At 67.9% G+C, this 17168-nt stretch carries 10 protein-coding genes and 1 pseudogene; 8 read left to right on the forward strand and 3 right to left on the reverse strand.

Annotated elements, in window-relative coordinates; translation table 11 throughout:
- A partial coding sequence (locus MJ797_RS14405) for an AMP-binding protein (protein ID WP_239335007.1) occupies nucleotides 1–1587 on the reverse strand: 1587 nt, incomplete at its 3' end.
- Between the two features lie 217 nt (nucleotides 1588–1804).
- Here MJ797_RS14405 and MJ797_RS14410 point away from each other — a divergent pair.
- Both MJ797_RS14410 and MJ797_RS14415 read left to right on the forward strand, forming a co-directional pair.
- Nucleotides 1805–3154, forward strand: coding sequence for a phenylacetate--CoA ligase family protein (locus MJ797_RS14410; RefSeq protein ID WP_374582229.1), 1350 nt, complete (start codon nucleotides 1805–1807; stop codon nucleotides 3152–3154).
- Nucleotides 3151–3849: a hypothetical protein gene (locus tag MJ797_RS14415; protein WP_239335009.1), complete on the forward strand. Its 699-nt coding sequence runs from the start codon at nucleotides 3151–3153 to the stop codon at nucleotides 3847–3849. The genes MJ797_RS14410 and MJ797_RS14415 overlap by 4 nt, the downstream gene beginning before the upstream one ends.
- Before the next feature lie 271 nt (nucleotides 3850–4120).
- Here MJ797_RS14415 and MJ797_RS14420 read toward each other — a convergent pair whose 3' ends face one another.
- Nucleotides 4121–5812, reverse strand: coding sequence for an amidohydrolase family protein (locus tag MJ797_RS14420; RefSeq protein ID WP_239335010.1), 1692 nt, complete (start codon nucleotides 5810–5812; stop codon nucleotides 4121–4123).
- A gap of 81 nt (nucleotides 5813–5893) precedes the next feature.
- Between MJ797_RS14420 and MJ797_RS14425 the strand changes: the two genes are divergently transcribed.
- The 5 genes from MJ797_RS14425 to MJ797_RS14445 all read left to right on the forward strand — a co-directional run bounded on the left by MJ797_RS14425 (nucleotide 5894) and on the right by MJ797_RS14445 (nucleotide 13804).
- Nucleotides 5894–6637 (forward strand): 3-oxoacyl-ACP reductase family protein, encoded by a 744-nt coding sequence (locus tag MJ797_RS14425; RefSeq protein WP_239335011.1) that lies wholly within the window; start codon nucleotides 5894–5896, stop codon nucleotides 6635–6637.
- Between the two features lie 565 nt (nucleotides 6638–7202).
- Nucleotides 7203–9683, forward strand: a complete 2481-nt coding sequence (locus MJ797_RS14430) for a SpoIIE family protein phosphatase (RefSeq protein ID WP_239335012.1) — start codon at nucleotides 7203–7205, stop codon at nucleotides 9681–9683.
- Nucleotides 9684–9920: 237 nt separating this feature from the next.
- Nucleotides 9921–10520 (forward strand): hypothetical protein, encoded by a 600-nt coding sequence (locus tag MJ797_RS14435; protein WP_239335014.1) that lies wholly within the window; start codon nucleotides 9921–9923, stop codon nucleotides 10518–10520.
- A 1287-nt stretch (nucleotides 10521–11807) separates the two neighbouring features.
- Nucleotides 11808–12638, forward strand: coding sequence for a 3-hydroxybutyryl-CoA dehydrogenase (locus MJ797_RS14440; RefSeq protein ID WP_374582234.1), 831 nt, complete (start codon nucleotides 11808–11810; stop codon nucleotides 12636–12638).
- Entirely contained in the window at nucleotides 12635–13804 is a 1170-nt protein-coding gene (locus MJ797_RS14445; RefSeq protein ID WP_239335016.1) for an acyl-CoA dehydrogenase family protein, read from the forward strand. The genes MJ797_RS14440 and MJ797_RS14445 overlap by 4 nt, the downstream gene beginning before the upstream one ends.
- A 115-nt stretch (nucleotides 13805–13919) precedes the next feature.
- Here the strand turns inward: MJ797_RS14445 and MJ797_RS14450 are convergent, their stop codons facing one another.
- Nucleotides 13920–16034: a hypothetical protein gene (locus MJ797_RS14450; protein WP_239335018.1), complete on the reverse strand. Its 2115-nt coding sequence runs from the start codon at nucleotides 16032–16034 to the stop codon at nucleotides 13920–13922.
- Nucleotides 16035–16463: 429 nt separating this feature from the next.
- Between MJ797_RS14450 and MJ797_RS14455 the strand changes: the two are divergent.
- Nucleotides 16464–17168: pseudogene (locus MJ797_RS14455) on the forward strand (IPT/TIG domain-containing protein); the annotation flags it as partial.

The following is a 17168-nucleotide window of genomic DNA, read 5'->3' on the forward strand; positions in this document are numbered from 1 at the left end:
GTGGCCGTGGGAGGTTGTGCCGCCCGGGTAGTTGCCTCCGCCGTGGGCTGCGTCGATCATGTCGTAGTCCTTCGCCCCGTTGCTGCGTGGTAGAGCGTCCACGAAGACGACGGTCCGAGGCTTCTTGAACGACGCGATCTGGCTTCGGCAGTGTTCGATCAGCTCGGTGCCGGTCGCGTCCGTACCGTCACGCAGGACGACGATCGCTTTCACCGACTGCACCCAGCGGTCGTCGGGGACGCCGATGACGGCCGCCTCCTGGACCGCGGGGTGGCGCTCGAGGCAGGCTTCGACCTCGGCCGGGTAGATGTTCTCCGCCGCCGATTTGATCATTCGTGTCGCGGTGCCGACGAAGGAGATCCGGCCGTCGGGTAGCCGTCGTCCCAGGTCGGTGGTGTGCCAGCCGCCGGTTCGGGTCCGATGAGCGTTGTCCCGCGGTCTGTCCCAGTAGCCCGCGTGGACCAGCGCGCCGCGTACGACGATCTCTCCGACCGCACCGTCGGGGACCTCGACGTCATCCGGCCCGACGATCGTGATCCGGGCGAAGGGAACGGGGCGCCCGACGGTCGGGCTCCACTCCTCGTGCCCCAGGGCGGCGTAGAGACAGAATCCGGTCACCTCGGTCTGGCCGAACCCACCCATGTATCGGCCCCAGGGGCTGTCATCGGGGGTGACCATGTCCTTCCAGCCCGGGATCATCGTCAGCGGGCTGCGCAGGGAGCGCAGGTCGAAACGCCCGTCCCGGTTGGTCTCGACGAGCTGTGTGACCTGCGGTGGCATCAGGAACGCTGACGTGCACCGCTCACCGGCGATGAGCCGGCACAGTTCCTCGGGGCCGCTGCGGCGGACGAACACGTTGGTGCCGCCCCAGATGAACGTCGTGGCGGTGTGCTGGAAGGTGCCGATGTGGAACAGCGGGCCGGAGTTGAGGAAGATCTGGTCGCCGTCCGCGTGGAAGAGCGCGCCGATGACAGTGCCCTGGGCGATCAGATTCGCCGACGTGAGCATCGACCCGGCGGGCCGGCCGCCGTGCGCGGCCGTGTAGATGACGAGCACCGGGGCATGGGGATCAGGCTCCGCGAGGGGCGCCTGCGCGTCGCCCGCGGCCAGGAAACCTTCGTACGTGTCGGGACTGTCGCTGTCTGTTTCGCCGCTGCCCGCTCCGTCGGTGTCGTGGCGCAGCCAGCGCGCGGTGTGCGTGGCCCGTTTCCGCGCTTCGCGGGCGGTTGGCCCGATTTCGGCGTCCTGCCAGACGACGACGGCGGGCCGCAGGTCGTCGATGACGAACGCCATCTCCTCGGCGGAATGCCGCCAGTTCACCGGGCAGACCATGGCGCCGAGCCGAGAACCCGCCAGGAGCAGTTCGAGCACCCGGTGGCAGGTCTGCCCGAGCCACAGCACCCGCGCGCCACGGGTGACACCCGCGGCGCGCAGCGCTCCGGCGAGCCGGGCGACGCGTCCGTCCAGCTCGGCATAGGTCATGCGGGTGTCGCCGCACACCGTGGCGGTGTGGCCGGGACGCGACCGGGCATGTTCGGCGAGAAGTTCCGCGAGCGTCGGCCAGGTGCTGACCGCTACCGCCGACATCAGGCGTCCACCCCGTGCCGGTCCGGCGAGCCGGCTCGCGCCCTACCGTTGATCGTTTTGTTCACGGCGTTGGTCTCCATCCCTGCGAGTGATCTATTATAGAGTCTAATCGTATAGCTAATACGACTGTTTTGGTGGATGGTTCCAGGCTGGCTGAGGTCGTGCGCCAGGTGGCCGGCGGGTCGGGTTGTAGCGGTGGAATCATCTTCCTTATTAAATGCCTTATATTATATTTGTATCGGTTGGACACAGGGGAGGTGTGGCGGTGCCGGATGATCGTTATTACCAGCCCGCGGCGGAGACGATGCCACGAGCGGATCTTGAAGCGTTACAGGAGCGGCGGGTCGTCGAGCTCGTGGAGTACGCCTACGAGCGGTCGCCCTTCTACCGCGAGCGCTGGGACGCGGCCGGTGTCCACCCGCGTCAGGTCCGTACGCTGGCTGACTTCCGGGAGCGCATCCCGTTCATCGACAAGCAGGATGTCCAGGAGTTCCGCCAGCGCACGGGCGACCCGTTCGCCGGACTGCTCTGCGTCGACCGCAAGGATCTCACGTCGATCACGTCGACGTCCGGCACGACGTCCGAGCCAGAGTTCTTCCCGGAGCTGTGGGAAAGCGTTCCCCCCCTGGTCGCGGGCACCGCGCGTGATCTGTGGGAGCTGGGCCTGCGGCCGGGGGACAGGGTTGTGATACCCCCCGGTACCTTCCGTGGTTTCTGGGACACGCTGTTTCAGCTGCTCGGCCTCGTGCCGCTGTACATCGACACCTGGATGGGCCAGTGGGGGAACGTGCTGGACGCCATCGAGCAGTACCGGCCGGCCTACGTCCAGCTGCTGTACCCGATGGTCGTCGAGCTTGAGCGGCTCGCGGACACCAGGGACGTGCGGGCCGCGCTGGCGCCGCTGAAGGCGGCCAGCTTCGCCGGGATGCCGCTGGGCCGCGCGCTCACCGCCAAGGTCCGCGACGAGTGGGGAGTGAACCTTTACCTGTACACGAGCGCCGGGGACACCGGCACCGCCTGGGAGTGCTCCGAGCACGACGGGTACCACCTGTGGGAGGATATGGTGCTCGCCGAGCATCTTGACCCCTCCGGGGGCGCTGACGTGGCCGACGGCGCGGTCGGTGAGCTGGTGGCGACCGACCTTGACAACACCGCCGCGCCGTTCATCCGCTTCCGGTCCGGTGACCTGGTGCGGCTGACCCGCGCGGCCTGCGGCTGCGGACGCACCCACGCACGGCAGTGGCCCGTCGGCCGCAAGGGGGACGAGACCGTCGTAGGCGATGTGCTGGTCGGCGTCCAGGATGTCTGGGATGTCCTGGAGACCTTGCCGGAGACGGTGGACGGGATCTTCCAGATCATCCGGCCGGCCCGGGTTGTCGACTCGTTGCGGCTGCGCGTCGGCTACGCTCCGGAGATCACTGGCGACCTTGCTGACCTGCGGGCGCGGGTGACCGATGCGGTCGGCGCCAAAGTGGGGGTCGTCCCGGAGGTTGACCTGGTACCTGCCGCGGACATTCTCAGCACCTCCTCCAGCGTCGCGAAGTTTCCCCGGTTGGTGAAGGCATGAGCCGCGCGTCGATCGTGGCACGGTCGCGATCGTTGCCGCGTGCGGAGATAGCCGGTATCGGCCGTTTCACGGCCGCGGGCCGTCATCACGATTTCTCGATCACCTGGGATGATCGAGAAAGGGCCGCCGGCTGGCACCGAGCGGCGCTTGCGGCCTGGGGGTTCTCGCCGGGGGACAGCGCTCTGATCACCTCGGTGGCCTGCGAGGGCTGCTGGATCGCCGGGCTGACACAGGCACTTCATGATCATCGGGTTGTCTTCGCGCTGGCCGAATCGTACAGTTGGGACGCCCGCCGGGTGGGGACCTTTGCCCGGCGGCTGCCGCTGGCGGCGGTATTCGGGCTCGGCCGGGAAACCGCTGAAGGGCTGCGGGCCACGGCCAGCCTTGACGTTCTCGCTCCGGTGCGCCACCTGTTTGCCCGCCCGGAGGCCTTCCCGATCCTGCGTGGCGCGGATCTGGACCCGCTGCTGTTCGCGCCGATCGGGCCGGCTGTGGCTGTCGAGTGCCCGGAGCGCGGCGGCGGGCACGTCGACGCGCGGCTCTGGTCGGTGCGGGCCGTAGACGGGCAGCTCCGGCTGTCCTTCGCGGACGAACGTCCGGATGGTCTCCGTGACGTCCCGCTCGGGGTGGGCGGCACGGTCCGGACCGGCCGGTGCGCGTGCGGCAGCGATGATCCGCGGGTGCTGCTGGCCTGACCCGCGCGGTGCGCGCCGGCTGCCTGTGGCCGCCTGCGGTGGCTCTGGTGCCCGCGGTCCGCTCGGCAGGCCGGACGAAGCCCGCCTGCCCGCCTGCCCGCCTGCCCGCCTGCCCGCGGGACCCGGACCGTCGTGTCCCGCGGGCAGGCGAATGGACGGAGCATGGCCGTGCCCTGAGCGCGAGACGTGCGTTCCAGCGCGCCCGGCACCAGGGGCGCGGCGTCCGTCGGGTGTCCTTGGGGGATCGGGGTGAGCTGGCCAGCAGTTGCTCTCAGCGGGCCGCGCGCAGGAAACACCCCGGGCGGGCACCGGTGAGCTCACCGAATTCCTGCACGATCGTCCCCGCGACCGCGGTCATCCGGTAACCCCCCGCGGGGCGGCGCAGCCGGGCAGCCCCGGTCGGCAGGTCCGAGACGAACACGTCCCGTTTCCATTCGAGCTCGTTGAGCGCGAACACGACGACGTCGCCGGCGGCGCCCTCGCGCAGGACGCCCCGATCGGCAAAGCCGAACAGGCCCGCGAGCTGTCCCGTCATCTTGTGCACGGCCTGTTCGAGGGTGAGGTCGTCGCGGTCGCGCACATGGCGGGTCAGGGTCAGGGTCGTGTCGCCGATGGCGCACATCATCGCGAGATGTGCGCCCGCGTCGCTGTTGGCGATGATGGAGGCGGGGTGCGAGAGAGTCTCCGCAACGCCGTCCGCGTCCGCGTTGGACACGCCGACACCGACGACACCCGGCGTGAGGTCATTGTCCAGAAGCCAGTCGGCGAGGACGTCGGACGGGTGGCCGGCATGGGCGATGACAAGGTCGGCCAGGGTCGAGCCCACCCACTTCTCGTTGTGCGGGCGGGTGACGGAGACGAACCGGATCCGGTCGGGGTGGCGGTGCGGGATCATCGTTCGAGGGACCTGGTCCCACTCCGCCCGCGCCTGTGCCCGCCACTGCGGGTCGGTCAGCATCCGCTGCTTGTCGCCGGGCGTGGCCTGCACCATCCGATGCCAGGTCTCCTGCAGGCCCATCCAGGACATCCCGCCGTTCCAGTTCACGTGGATGTCCAGCGTCCGGGGGCTTACCTGCGGGTAGGAGCGGATTCCGCCGGCCTGCAGCTCCGCGGCGAACGTGAGCATCTCCCGGGCCCAGTTGGGCTTGTCCGACGTGTGAAAGATACCGATCCAGGAGTGCATCAGGTCACGTGGCCGGCACAGATCGCCCATCCGCCGGACGTCCGCACGCATCTGACGGCCCGACTGGCCCGGGATGAACGTCATGAACCGGGACCGGTCGGCCAGGACGTCGATCAGCGCGGCGAACTCGGCGTCGTCGGCGATCCGGCTCGGCACCGGCCGGCCGGCGCGGTCCTCGTCGAATCCGAGCGATGTCGACATGCCGAACGCGCCGGCGTCGAGGGAGCCGGCCAGCAGGGCCGCGATCAGCGCTCGCTCGTCGGCGGTCGCGGCCCGATCCCACGCCTGCTCGCCCATGACGTACTGGCGCAGCATGTTGTGACCTACGAGCCCGGCGACGTTGAGGCCGTAGCCGCCGCGTTTCCCGGCCGCGTCCAGGTAGTCACCATAGGACTCCCAGTCCCAGGGCAGGGCGGTGTCGAGCACCTCGCGGGGAAGGTCCTCGATGTAGCAGAACAGGGCCGCGAGCCCGGCTCTGTCCGCGGGGCGGACCGGCGCCAGGGACAGCGAGCAGTTACCCACCAGCGCGGTTGTCACGCCGTGCTGAGGCATCGGGTCGCACATCGGGTCCCAGAACAGCGTGGGATCGAAGTGGGTGTGCACGTCGATGAAGCCGGGTGTCACGTAGGCGCCGGATGCGTCGATGACTCGCTCGCCGTCCGGCCGCAGTCCCACCCCGATCTCCGCGATGACGCCGTCCCGGACCCGGACGTCGCTGGGCCGGGCCGGGGATCCGGTGCCATCCACGACGCTGCCGCCGCGTACGAGCAAGTTGTCCATTGAGAGCCTCTCATTAGGTATAATGATTCTACTAAAATAGTCATTCTGTCAGAATAAGTCGAGGAAGGCGAAGGAGGGATCTTGGAGCGCAGAGTCGCGATCGTCACCGGTGGTACCCGTGGTATCGGTGCTGCGATCACGGAGGTTCTTGTCGGTGCGGGGGCGCATGTTGTGGCCATCTACGCTGGTAACCACGCTGGTGCGGAGGCGTTGCGCGAACGTCTGGTCGACCGGGGCGGTTCAGTCAGCATGCACGCCGGGGACGTCGGCGACCCGGACTTCTGCCGAAAGCTCGTCGCCGACGTGCTGGGTGAACACGGCCGCGTCGACCACCTCGTCAACAACGCGGGTCTCCTGGTCGAGAACAGTGCCTTCAGGATGACCGATGAGGACTGGGAGCGTGCCCTGCGGGTGAACCTGTCCGGCCCGTGGTATCTCGCCCGCGCCGTACTTGCGCCCATGGTGGAACGCCGTTTCGGGCGCATCGTGAACGTCGGGTCGGTGACCGCGGCTATGGGCAGTCCGGTCGAGATCGGCTATGGGGCGGCCAAGGCCGGCCTGCTGGGTATGACGCGCTCGCTCGCGCGGGCGGTCGCGCGTAAGGGCATCACCGTCAATCTCATCGTGCCCGGTGTTTTCGAGACGGACATGACCAACTCGATGGCTCCGGCCGCGCAGGAGACGATTCGCGCGATGATCCCGTTGGGGCGGCGCGGTGATCCCGCTGAGCTCGCGCACGCCGTCCGCTTCCTGCTGGACGACAGGGCGGGCTACGTCACCGGGTCGGTGGTCACCGTCGACGGTGGCCTGAGTATGGGTGCCTAAAATTTCCGAAAGGACCTCCAGAATTTCCCCGGCCCGGGACGGCGTTGTCGCGCCGCCGTCGAGCCGGCTCAGCTCCCGCGGCAGGGGCCGGTTGCCGCACGTCAAAGGTGGTGCCGGGCGCTCTTACCCGTAAGAAGGTGGAGCACTGAGCGACTTTACGGTAGCCCGATAGATCTGCCGATGGTGCCACCAGCGCTGTCGGCGGGGCGGTCGTGGGCACCGCGCGGTTTGGTTGGGGCGACCGGCAACAGGGGGCGTGGCATCGCGGGGCGGGGCACGCACCTCGCGTCGTTGTCGTCAGTCGCCACCCAACACCAGGGTGGCTCCCTCCTCCGCCTCGCGATGCACGCACCCCAGCCCCGCTCCTTGATCCACACCCCTATTGCCGGGCGCTCTTACCGCTGGAGCCTCTTCATCTCATCAATCAGCATGCTGACGGCATGAGTGACAGCCCGGAACACGTGTCGGGACGACAATGCGGTCGCGGAGAGTGAACAGATCATGATTGTCTGGGTAGCGCCCAGCCGGCCGGTTCATGCGGGAAATCGTTGGGCAGGACCGAGATGTGGACGAGTCGGATGACGTGCACGTTGCTACTTTTGGCAACCGAGTCAACGAGTTTTTTGATGTGGGGGAGACCGCCACGGCAACGGTTGACGCACAGGGGCGCATCACGCAGTGGAGCAAACAGGCTCGGCGGCTGCTGGCCTACCCGCCGGCCGAGGTCCTCGGACGGGCGGCGGCAGACCTTCTCGTCGAGGAGATTCCGGACACCGTGCGGCTGTCCAGCGCGGCGCTGGAGGTATGGAGCGGCCAGGCGGTTGTGCGCCACCGGGACGGCCGGCATCTGCGGGTCGAGTTGCTGGCACAACCGTCGCCGACTGACGATGGAAAGATTACCTGGATCATTAGTGCGGTGCTGGCGGAGCGGCAGAAGCGGCAGATGCGAAAAAATCAGGAGCAGCGGGATACGAAGGACGGCGACTGGCCGCTGCTGGACTGGGCGTTCGACCAGTCCCCGCTGTATCTCGGGGTCTACGACGTGGACCTGCGGATCCGCCGGCTGAACGCCGCGGCGTGCCGCCAGCTCGGCATCAACCAGGGCGAGGAACGCGGGCTCCAGCTCACCGAGCTGCTGCCCGGTGGGCCCGCCCTCGACGCGGTCGTCGAGCGGCTGCGCAAGGTGGCGCGGACAGGCGAGCCGGTGCGTTACAGAGTTTTCACCCCTACTCGGATCAATGCTTACGGCGAGGCACTGGCCATCAGCATCTCGCCGCTGAAGGATCCGGACGGGCTGATCCGAGGCGTGTACAGCGCGGCGTTCGACATCAGCGAGCAGCACCGGGCCCAGCAGCGGCTGGCCGTGTTGAACAAGGCGAGTAGCCGTATCGGCAGTACTCTGGACGTGATCCGGACCGCGCGGGAACTGGTGGAGGTGGTTGTTCCCGGACTCGCCGACTGGGCCAGCGTGGACCTGCTCGAATCGGTACGCCAGGGATATGAGCCGGTTGCCGGTCCGCTCTCGGGCACGGTCACCCTGTGCCGTGCCGCGCACCAGTCGATCCTCGCAGGCCGTCCCGAAGTTGTAGTGGAGCTGGGGCAGGCGGACGTCTATCCGGACTATTCGCCCCCCGCCCGCGCCCTGGTGACCGGCCGGCCCGCGCTGTACCAGATCTCTGACCCTGTGATGGCTCGTTGGGTCGCCGCGGATACTGTCCGGACCGCCAAGGTTCGCGAGTACGGGTTTCACTCGATGCTTTTCGTGCCGTTGCGTGCCCGTGGCGCCACCCTGGGTGTGGCGACTCTTGCTCGTCATCGACATCCGGAGGCGTTCGAGCACGACGATCTCATCCTTGCCGATGAACTCGCTGCCAGGGCGGCAGTCGCTATCGACAATGCCCGTCGTTACACCCGTGAACGCGCTACCGCGCTCACGCTGCAGCGCAGCCTGCTCCCGCGGCGGCTGCCCGCGCAGACGGCGGTGGATGTCGCCTCCCGCTACCTGCCAGCCAGCTCTGAGGTGGGTGTCGGTGGTGACTGGTATGACGTGATCCCGCTGTCCGGGACCCGTGTCGCGCTGGTTGTCGGTGACGTCGCGGGCCACGGGCTGCACGCGGCCGCGACCATGGGCCGGCTCCGTACCGCCGTGCGCACGCTTGCCGATGTTGATTTTTTCCCCGAGGAGCTGCTCACCCGCCTGGACGACGTGGTCATCCGGCTGGCGGCCGAGGAGAGCCCGGCATCAACGGGCATGTCTGGCGATATTGGTGACAGTCTTGTTTCCACGTGTCTGTACGCGGTGTATGACCCGGTGTCCTGCCGGTGTTCGTTGGCCCGCGCCGGTCACGCCCTGCCCGCCATCGTGACCCCGGACGGCACCGTCGACTTCCTCGACCTGCCGGCCGGTCCTCCACTGGGTGTGGGCGGGCTGCCCTTCGAGGCCGCTGATTTCGATCTGCCCGCGGGCAGCCTGCTCGTTTTCTACACGGACGGACTCGTCGAGGGCCATGACCGTGACACCGACGCGGGCCACAGCGCGTTGCGCCGGGTGCTGGCCGATTCCGCAGGCTCGCTGGAGAGTATCTGCGACACTATCCTCGCGACCATGCTGCCGGAGCGTCCAAGCAATGACGTCGCGCTGTTGGTCGCCCGGACACGTGTTCTTGACCCGGGCCAGGTCGCCAGCTGGGATCTGCCGGCAGAGCCGGCCGTCGTCGCGGGCGCCCGCGCGCAGGCATCCCGTCAGCTCGCCAGCTGGGGGCTGGACGAGGCCACATTCATCACCGAGCTGATCGTCAGCGAACTGCTCACCAACGCCATCCGCCACGCTCGGGCACCGCTCCAGCTGCGGCTGATCCTTGACGACAGCCTCATCTGTGAGGTCTCCGACGCCAGCAGCACCGCGCCGCACCTGCGCCGGGCCCGTGTCCTTGACGAGGGCGGCCGTGGGCTGCTCCTGGTCGCCCAGCTCACCCGGCGTTGGGGTACCCGTCATACCCACCATGGAAAGACAATCTGGGCTGAACAGCCTCTCCCCACGGGTTGACGGTCGGTACCGATCGGCCGTCGCTGTCCGTGTTTGGCGGTCGCTGGCCAGGACTGTGCACCCGTACGGCGGCACGCTCGGCGGCAGTGGTTAAGTAGCATCCGACAGCCCTTGGTTGTCCTGGTCGCGGTGGGTTCGGGCGCTGCGCGGCCGGGGCCGTGCCGGGCGTCGCCAGGCCTGTCAGGACGGTGGGCCGTAGGGGGTACGCGCGCGGCGCGCGTGGGTGACGGAGGTTGGATGAGCCGGGCCGGAACGTTCCAGGGCCACATGGTGACTGTCGGCACCGCTGTGTGTCTCGTGCTCCTGACCGGCGCGTGCGGTGGCAGCGGCTCGACGCCAGCGGTCGTGCGGGACGCGGCGGTTACCGCGGCACCGCCGAGCCCCCCCGCCACGGATCTGCCCACCGATCTGACGCTGGCGTCGTCATCACCGCCGGCCGTCCAGACCCAGTCCGCGCAACCGACCGCGACGGCCAGCGCCGACCCGCTCAGTACGTCTATCGTCCCGGGCAATTTTCCGTTCCCGGACGGGTCGACCCACACGCTCACCAACAGCAAGCCCACCGACGCGTCGATCAGTCTGAAGGGAGTGACCCCGGCCGCGGCGGCCGACTTCTACCGGAAGGCCCTGCCCGGTGTCGGTTACAAGCTCTTCCAGCAGTCCGCGTCCGATGGGAGAACGAAGGTCACTTTTACGGGGCACAACCAGAGCGTCGAGATTCTCGCCGGTGGCACCACCAGCCCCAATCTTATTGTGCTCGTTTTTACTCAATGCAGTACCGCCGTGCAGGGCGGGGCAATTCCGACGCGCCGCAGTGACCGGGTCGCCTGCCAATGATCATGGTGATGTGTGCCATGTGCCTGGTCCGCGGATAACCGTTCCCGAGCCTGTGCCTGGTAGCCAGCCACAGCACGTCGGCGCGGTGGTACGACCGTGGCGGCGGGCGGGCTGGTTCCGGCAACAACTGTGATCGTGTCGGTGTGGCCGGGCGCCAGGTGGATTCCGGTGGTGTCCGGCCGCCGCGGGAGCGTCACGCGGTCTCACCCAGAGCGTCAGCCGGCCGGGCCGAGATGAAGATCCAAAATGTTGTTCCAGGTCGTGGCCGGTCCCGGCGCGGCGAACTGCCGGCTGGTGGCGGAGTACCCGGCACGCGCATCCAGACAGTCGTCGACGTGTCTCGGGGCGGCTGGCGGGCGGGCAGTCAGGGCCGGGGGGATGCGCTGCCATAACGGAACGTGGTATCGAGAGTGTGACCACCGTGCGGACCCGCGACACGGACCACACGGCGTGGGTGTTCGGGCGTGGATCCTCCGATCGCTGGCAACGTGTTACGAGGCAGGCCGGGCAGTCGCAGACGTGGCAAGTACCTAGCGGAGGTGGAGAACTCGATATGGCAGCGCAGAAAACGCACCGGAATATCGAAGACTGGGCACATGATCTTCCTGCCGGCTTCATAGAGTGCCGCACGATGGGTCATCGGTGGGAGCCGCATACAGCGGCCTGGGACAAAGAAGCCAGGGCCTACCACGTGACGCATGAATGTGACCGTTGTGGCACTCAGCGCAAGGCCTGGTGGAGTAGGACGGGAGAGATCTCCTCAGCCTCCTACAGCTATCCCGACGGCTACCTCACGAAGGACGTTGGTTATATCGGCGCGGAAGGGCGGGGTGTGCTGCGCACGGAATATCTGACCCGTGTCTTCAGCAGTAGGGCGGAGAGCGCCAACGGCAGGAAGAGAGCGTCATGACCCTGGTACGGCGTTCTTCCCCGTGGTTCGCGCCGAGCCACCCGGGCGGTGCGCCGTACCGCGCCGCCTGTCGTGATCGGGAGTGGCGGATCAGTCGTTGATCAGATGAATCCGCCGCGTCGCGAGACCTTATCCGACACTTCTTGTGGCTATCCGCTTCCTAACGGCACCAGGTGCCGCTACAGTGCAGCTGCGAGAGCCGACCACTTCGTGTGATGTCCCACCGGGAACCCGTGTGGGACGCCCAGCGATCGTGGGCGCTGTCGGTTGCCGTGCGTAAGAGCGCCCTTATCGCCGGGCGTGCCAAACCGGACCGGGATTCCAGGGGTGGCTCAGTGGTCGACGTGACAAGGATCGGCGTGGTAGGCGGTGGCCTGATGGGTTCGGGCATTGCCGAGGTATGTGCCCGAGCGGGTCTCGATGTGACAGTCGTCGAAACGGACACGGGCCGGGCTGCGGCAAGCCATGGCCAGGTGGTCAGTTCACTGGACCGCGCGACACTGCGGAACAAGCTGTCGGTCGATGACCGTGACCGGGCGCTGGAGCGGTTGAGATTCACGACGGACCTCAACGAACTGGCCGACCGTCAGCTGGTGATCGAGGCCGTCGTGGAGGACGAACAGCTGAAGGTCGAGATCTTCCGGGATCTTGACAAGGTGGTCGCTGACCGTGGCGCGATCCTTGCGTCCAACACGTCGTCCATTCCCATCATGAAGCTCGGGATGGCGACCAGCAGGCCGCGCCACGTGATCGGTATCCATTTTTTCAACCCGGTGCCCGTTCTGCCGTTGGTTGAACTGGTGCCATCCCTGTTGACCGATGAGGAGACCCAGACCAGGGCTGAGTCCTTTGTCGGTGAGCTGCTCGGGAAGCGGGCGATCCGTTCCCAGGACCGCGCCGGTTTTGTGGTGAATGCCCTGCTCGTACCATATCTGCTGTCCGCCATCAGAATGCTTGAGTCGGGTTTTGCCTCGGCGGCCGATATCGACAGCGGGATGGTGCTCGGCTGCGCGCATCCCATGGGCCCGCTGGCATTGGCCGACCTGATCGGTCTCGACACGGTGAACGCGATCGCCGAATCGCTGTACGCTGAGTTCAAGGAGCCGTTGTACTCATCACCCCCCTTACTCATGCGCATGGTTGACGCCGGCCTGCTCGGGAAGAAGAACGGTCGCGGCTTCTACGAGTACGGTCAGGTCAGCGCGTGACCCCGGCGAGCGCCGGCACTGGCGTGTATCAGCTGAGCGAGGAACACCAGGCCCTGCGGGAGGCGGTACGGCGGCTGGCGGAAAAGGAGATCGCCCCGTATGCCGCCGACGTCGACGAGCGGGCCCGCTACCCGACCGAAGCACATGCCGCATTGACGCGGTCCGGTTTCCACGCCGTACACATCCCGGAGGAGTACGGCGGCGAGGGCGCGGACGCGGTCGCGGCCTGCATTGTGATCGAGGAGGTGGCGCGGGTCTGCGCATCCTCCTCGTTGATCCCGGCGGTGAACAAGCTGGCGACCGTTCCGATCATGCTGGCGGCGTCCGAGGAACTGAAAAAGCAGGTGCTGCCTTCGATCGCCGCGGGTGAGGCCATGGCGTCCTACGCGTTGTCCGAACGGGAAGCGGGTTCAGACACCGCCTCCATGCGTACCAGCGCGCGGCTGGATGGTGACTACTGGGTGCTCAACGGCACCAAGTGCTGGATCACCAATGCCGGCCAGTCCAGCTGGTACACGGTGATGGCGGTCAGCGACCCGAACGCGGCGAAGAAGTCCCAGGGCATTTCGGCGTTCGCGGTCCACCAGGACGATCCCGGCTTCTCGGTGGGTCTGGAGGAGCGCAAGCTCGGCATCAAGGGTTCGCCGACCAGGGAGATCCACCTGGAGAACTGCGCGATCCCGGCCAATCGGATCATCGGGGAGCCGGGCACCGGGTTGAAGACCGCGCTGCGCACGCTGGATCACACCCGCCCCACGATCGGCGCGCAGGCGGTGGGTATCGCCCAGGGCGCGCTGGACACGGCGATCGTCTACGTCAAGGAACGCCGGCAGTTCGGGCGGGCCATCGCCGAGTTCCAGGGCCTGCAATTCATGGTCGCTGATATGGGGATGAAGATCGAGGCGGCTCGGCACCTGGTGTACGTGGCCGCGGCCAAAGCCGAGCGTGGCGATCCGGATGCCGGGTTCGTGTCGGGGGCGGCGAAGTGCTTTGCCTCGGACGTGGCCATGGAGGTCACCACCGATGCGGTCCAGCTGCTCGGCGGCGCGGGATACACCCGTGACTTCCCGCTTGAGCGGATGATGCGCGATGCGAAAATCACGCAAATCTACGAGGGGACGAACCAGATCCAGCGAGTGATCATGGCTCGGCACCTGCTCGGTTAGGGCCTGTCTGATGGATGGTGGCTGACCCACGCGATCGACGATCCATCAGACACGCCTCAGTGCCGGCCCATTGCCCTGGCCGTAGCCCGTTACGAGCGCGGCAGGCCGGAGCTGATTACCGTTTTGGCCGTACGGAACGCACGGAGCGTGACGGCCGCCCGCGAGCCGGGCGGCGGTTGCCGCGGTGCTGCAGTGGCTCGATGACCAGCCTGCGTAGCTCATCCAGCCCGATGGCGTCGGGATGCCCGGAGCCCAGCAGCGCGCCGAACAGGTCCCGCATGTCACTGCTGCTTGCCTGCGCGAACGATTCGCGGACAGCGTCCGGGCCGGCGATCTCAAGCAGCTGGATCAGTTGCTCGGTCACGGCCAGCAGGCTTTCTCGCTCGGTCAGGCTATCCGGGTCCAGTTCCTCATCTTCGACGAGGAACTGGACGGCGATCGGTCCGAGCGCGGGATCCGAGCGCAGCCGCTGGAGCAGGGCTGTCCGATCGGGCTGGGCCGTACACAGCGCATCGAGCATTGCGGCGGCCCGATGACGGAAGGGACAGGACCGTACCGCGTCGAGCAGGCGGTCCAGCCCGGCTTCTTCGCCACCGTGGGCGGCCAGCCAGCGAAGGATCTCCTCCTGGCCGGTTTCCGGGGTGTAATGCTGGGCGATCATGCCAAGCAGCCGCGCGGGGTCGGCGCCGGTCAGCTCGCCGACGAGCGGCATGTAGCGTCCTTCAGCAAGCAGCCGGACGCGGACCGCATGGGTCCCCAGGTGGCTGAGGGCAACGGTCTCGACGGGCCCGGCGTCGGGAGCGAGCGCGGCGCGGAGCCGTTCCCGGGCGTCCGGAGGCAGACCCGTGGAGATGCTCCGGAGGCTGGCGGCGAAGTCATTCTCATCGAGGTCATCGAGGTCATCGAGGTCATCGGAGCCGTCGAGGCCGTTGGAGTCGTCGAGGTCCTCAAGGAACATCGGATCGGCCGGCCCGATCGCCTGTTCCACCCCACCGGCCTCAGCCAGTATCCGCAGCATCCGCCTCAGATCGGCTTCGACCGTCTGCCGCCAGATCGACTGCCGGGACTCGTCCTCGTCGTCGAGGTCGAAGGCAGTCTGGCAGGACAGCCAGACGCTTTCCGCCAGGCGTTCCACCGGCACCGGCGCTGGCATGCCATAGATGGTGTTGAGGACGTCGGGCACGGCTTCGTCGAAGACGTCGTGGAGCATGCCCGGAGCATGGCCGTACACCCGCGGCTGCACCACCGCGTCGGCAAGCTCGTTGAACGTGTTGAACGCCGCGGTCCACAGGGCCAGGCCGGCACGCAGCAGCGGCTGCGACTTCGCGACCCGCACCAGGCGGTTCTTCACCACCCGGATCAGCCGCAGTTTCTTGGCCCATTCGACCAGCAGGATGAGCCCGGCCAGCTCCGAACTGCTCTTGGTCCGCCAGACCCGGCCACCGACGACGGGGTCGACCGTGTCGCCGGTGTCGAGCAGCTCGATCAGCTCACGGGCGTCGACAAGCTTGAGCTGGCCGGTCGCGGTCAGCGCGCGGCCGGCGCCGACCCAGTCGGTGAGCGCACGCAACTGCCGGACGAGCCGGTTGTCCTCCGCCATCGCGGCAAGCTCGTGCTCCGGCGGGAGCGACACCGGCAGCTGGGAGCAGGCGCGCGCGGTCGGCCCGCCGTCACCACGCAGATGCCGTGTGACGATGTGGTTGAGAATCGCATCATCGTGTTCGACCCGGCCTGCGCGGGCGCTGTCGGCGAAGCGCCGCATCGCGACCTCGTCGGTCGGGTCGATACCGGCGGTGATTGCCCGCATGGCCCAGAATTTCGCGATGCCGAAGTTGCGTTCGTCGGACATCGCCTGCCGGAACGTGTCACCGGCGATGGCGGCGATCGCGGCCTCGATGTCGGGGAGGGCGTCGCCGGTCGGATCATCCAGAGCGGTGTGGTGAAGGTAACGCAGCATCGTGAGCAGCATGCCGGGGATGTCGGCGGCGTCGTCCGCGCTGACGGACACCTGCCGCGGTATCCAGTCGAGCAGGAACACCCGGACGAGGTCGACGGTCCAGAAGCCGAGCCGTCCATCGACGCTGTAATGGCGGAAGTCCAGCGCGGCATCCAGGATAAACGGATCAACGGTCAGCTGTTGTTCGCCCGCCCACGCCGAACAGCGGCGGATGAACAGCTCCTTCGCGGCCTCGAATTCGTTGGACTGCTCGGGCTCGAAGTGTGTACGCATGTCCGCGCCTTCCTTGCCGATCGTTTGCCGGCCAGACTAGCGGCGCTGCGTGTTGACCGCGTAACCACCTCCGTCGAACCCGCCGCCAGCTTGGATCGCGTAACGTCACTCGATGTTCAGCCACGCGTTGGCATATTGCTGATTGTAGTCGGCCGAACCGGAAAACGCATCAAGCAATAACAAGAGCGCCTGGCAACAGATGTGTGGATCAAGGAGTGGGGCTGGGGTGCGTGCATCGCGAGGCGGCGCGGGGACGCGCCGGAGGTGGTGGGCGTTGACCGGCGAGCCGGGGCATCCGTGCGTCGCGCGGCGATGGCTGACGGCTTCCCAGACACGCCGTAAAGCGCTGATCAGTGGCTGCCGAGGAATGCCCCCGTGGCTGGCCGCGGATGAGGCGAGCGGCGCCGCTCTGTCGGGGTGGAGGGTGGCGTGGACACGAGGCACATAGTGCGCAATGTCGCTGGTGGCCGGAGCCCGGCAGGGACATGGCTGCTTGTCGTGCTCTTCGCGATACTGGGCGTGGCGGCAACGGTTGGCTGGGGGCCGGCGCCGCCAGCGCTCGCGGCCGTGCGGACCGCCGCGGCCGTGGCTGTGGGACCGTCGATGGCGCTCACCCCTGTGTCCGGGCCGGCTGGGGCTTCCGTGACAGCGACCGGGACGGGATTCGGCTGCACCGGCACGAGGGTTCCCGCAGTGGACGTGTCCTGGGACCGGACCCAGGCCGTGGGGACGGCGCCGGTCAGTTCCGGCGGCTTCAGCCTCACGTTCCGGGTACCGATGGGAGCGGCCGCTGGTTCACATTCGGTCACCGCCGTATGTTCCACGGTCTCTGCCTCGGCGACGTTCACCGTGGTCGAGCCTGTGCCGTCGCCCACCCCGGCTCCCCAGCCGACCCCGGCTCCCCAGCCGACCACCGCCCCGGCCACCCCGGCCAGTCCGGTGGCCAGCGCGGCTGGTGGCCCCGCGGCGACCACGTCCGCTACTGGTGTGGCGGCAGCTGGCACGACCGGGGCGCCGATACAGACTGTGGTGGCACCCGACGCGACCAGCGCCGGGGGGCTTCCCGCCGACGGGGCGGCACAGCCCGTGCCCGGCGCAGGCGCCGGCTCCGACGCGGCCTCCGGGGGCTTGCCG

The organism is Protofrankia sp. CiP3 (assembly GCF_917627345.1).
GTDB lineage: Bacteria > Actinomycetota > Actinomycetes > Frankiales > Frankiaceae > Protofrankia.

Bases quoted from the DNA above. Each gene is read 5' to 3' on its own strand.
- MJ797_RS14410 (WP_374582229.1), top strand. From the start codon at position 1,805: ATGCCTTATATTATATTTGTATCGGTTGGACACAGGGGAGGTGTGGCG.
- MJ797_RS14415 (WP_239335009.1), top strand. From the start codon at position 3,151: ATGAGCCGCGCGTCGATCGTGGCACGGTCGCGATCGTTGCCGCGTGCG.
- MJ797_RS14420 (WP_239335010.1), bottom strand. From the start codon at position 5,812: ATGGACAACTTGCTCGTACGCGGCGGCAGCGTCGTGGATGGCACCGGA.
- MJ797_RS14435 (WP_239335014.1), top strand. From the start codon at position 9,921: ATGAGCCGGGCCGGAACGTTCCAGGGCCACATGGTGACTGTCGGCACC.
- MJ797_RS14440 (WP_374582234.1), top strand. From the start codon at position 11,808: ATGGGTTCGGGCATTGCCGAGGTATGTGCCCGAGCGGGTCTCGATGTG.
- MJ797_RS14450 (WP_239335018.1), bottom strand. From the start codon at position 16,034: ATGCGTACACACTTCGAGCCCGAGCAGTCCAACGAATTCGAGGCCGCG.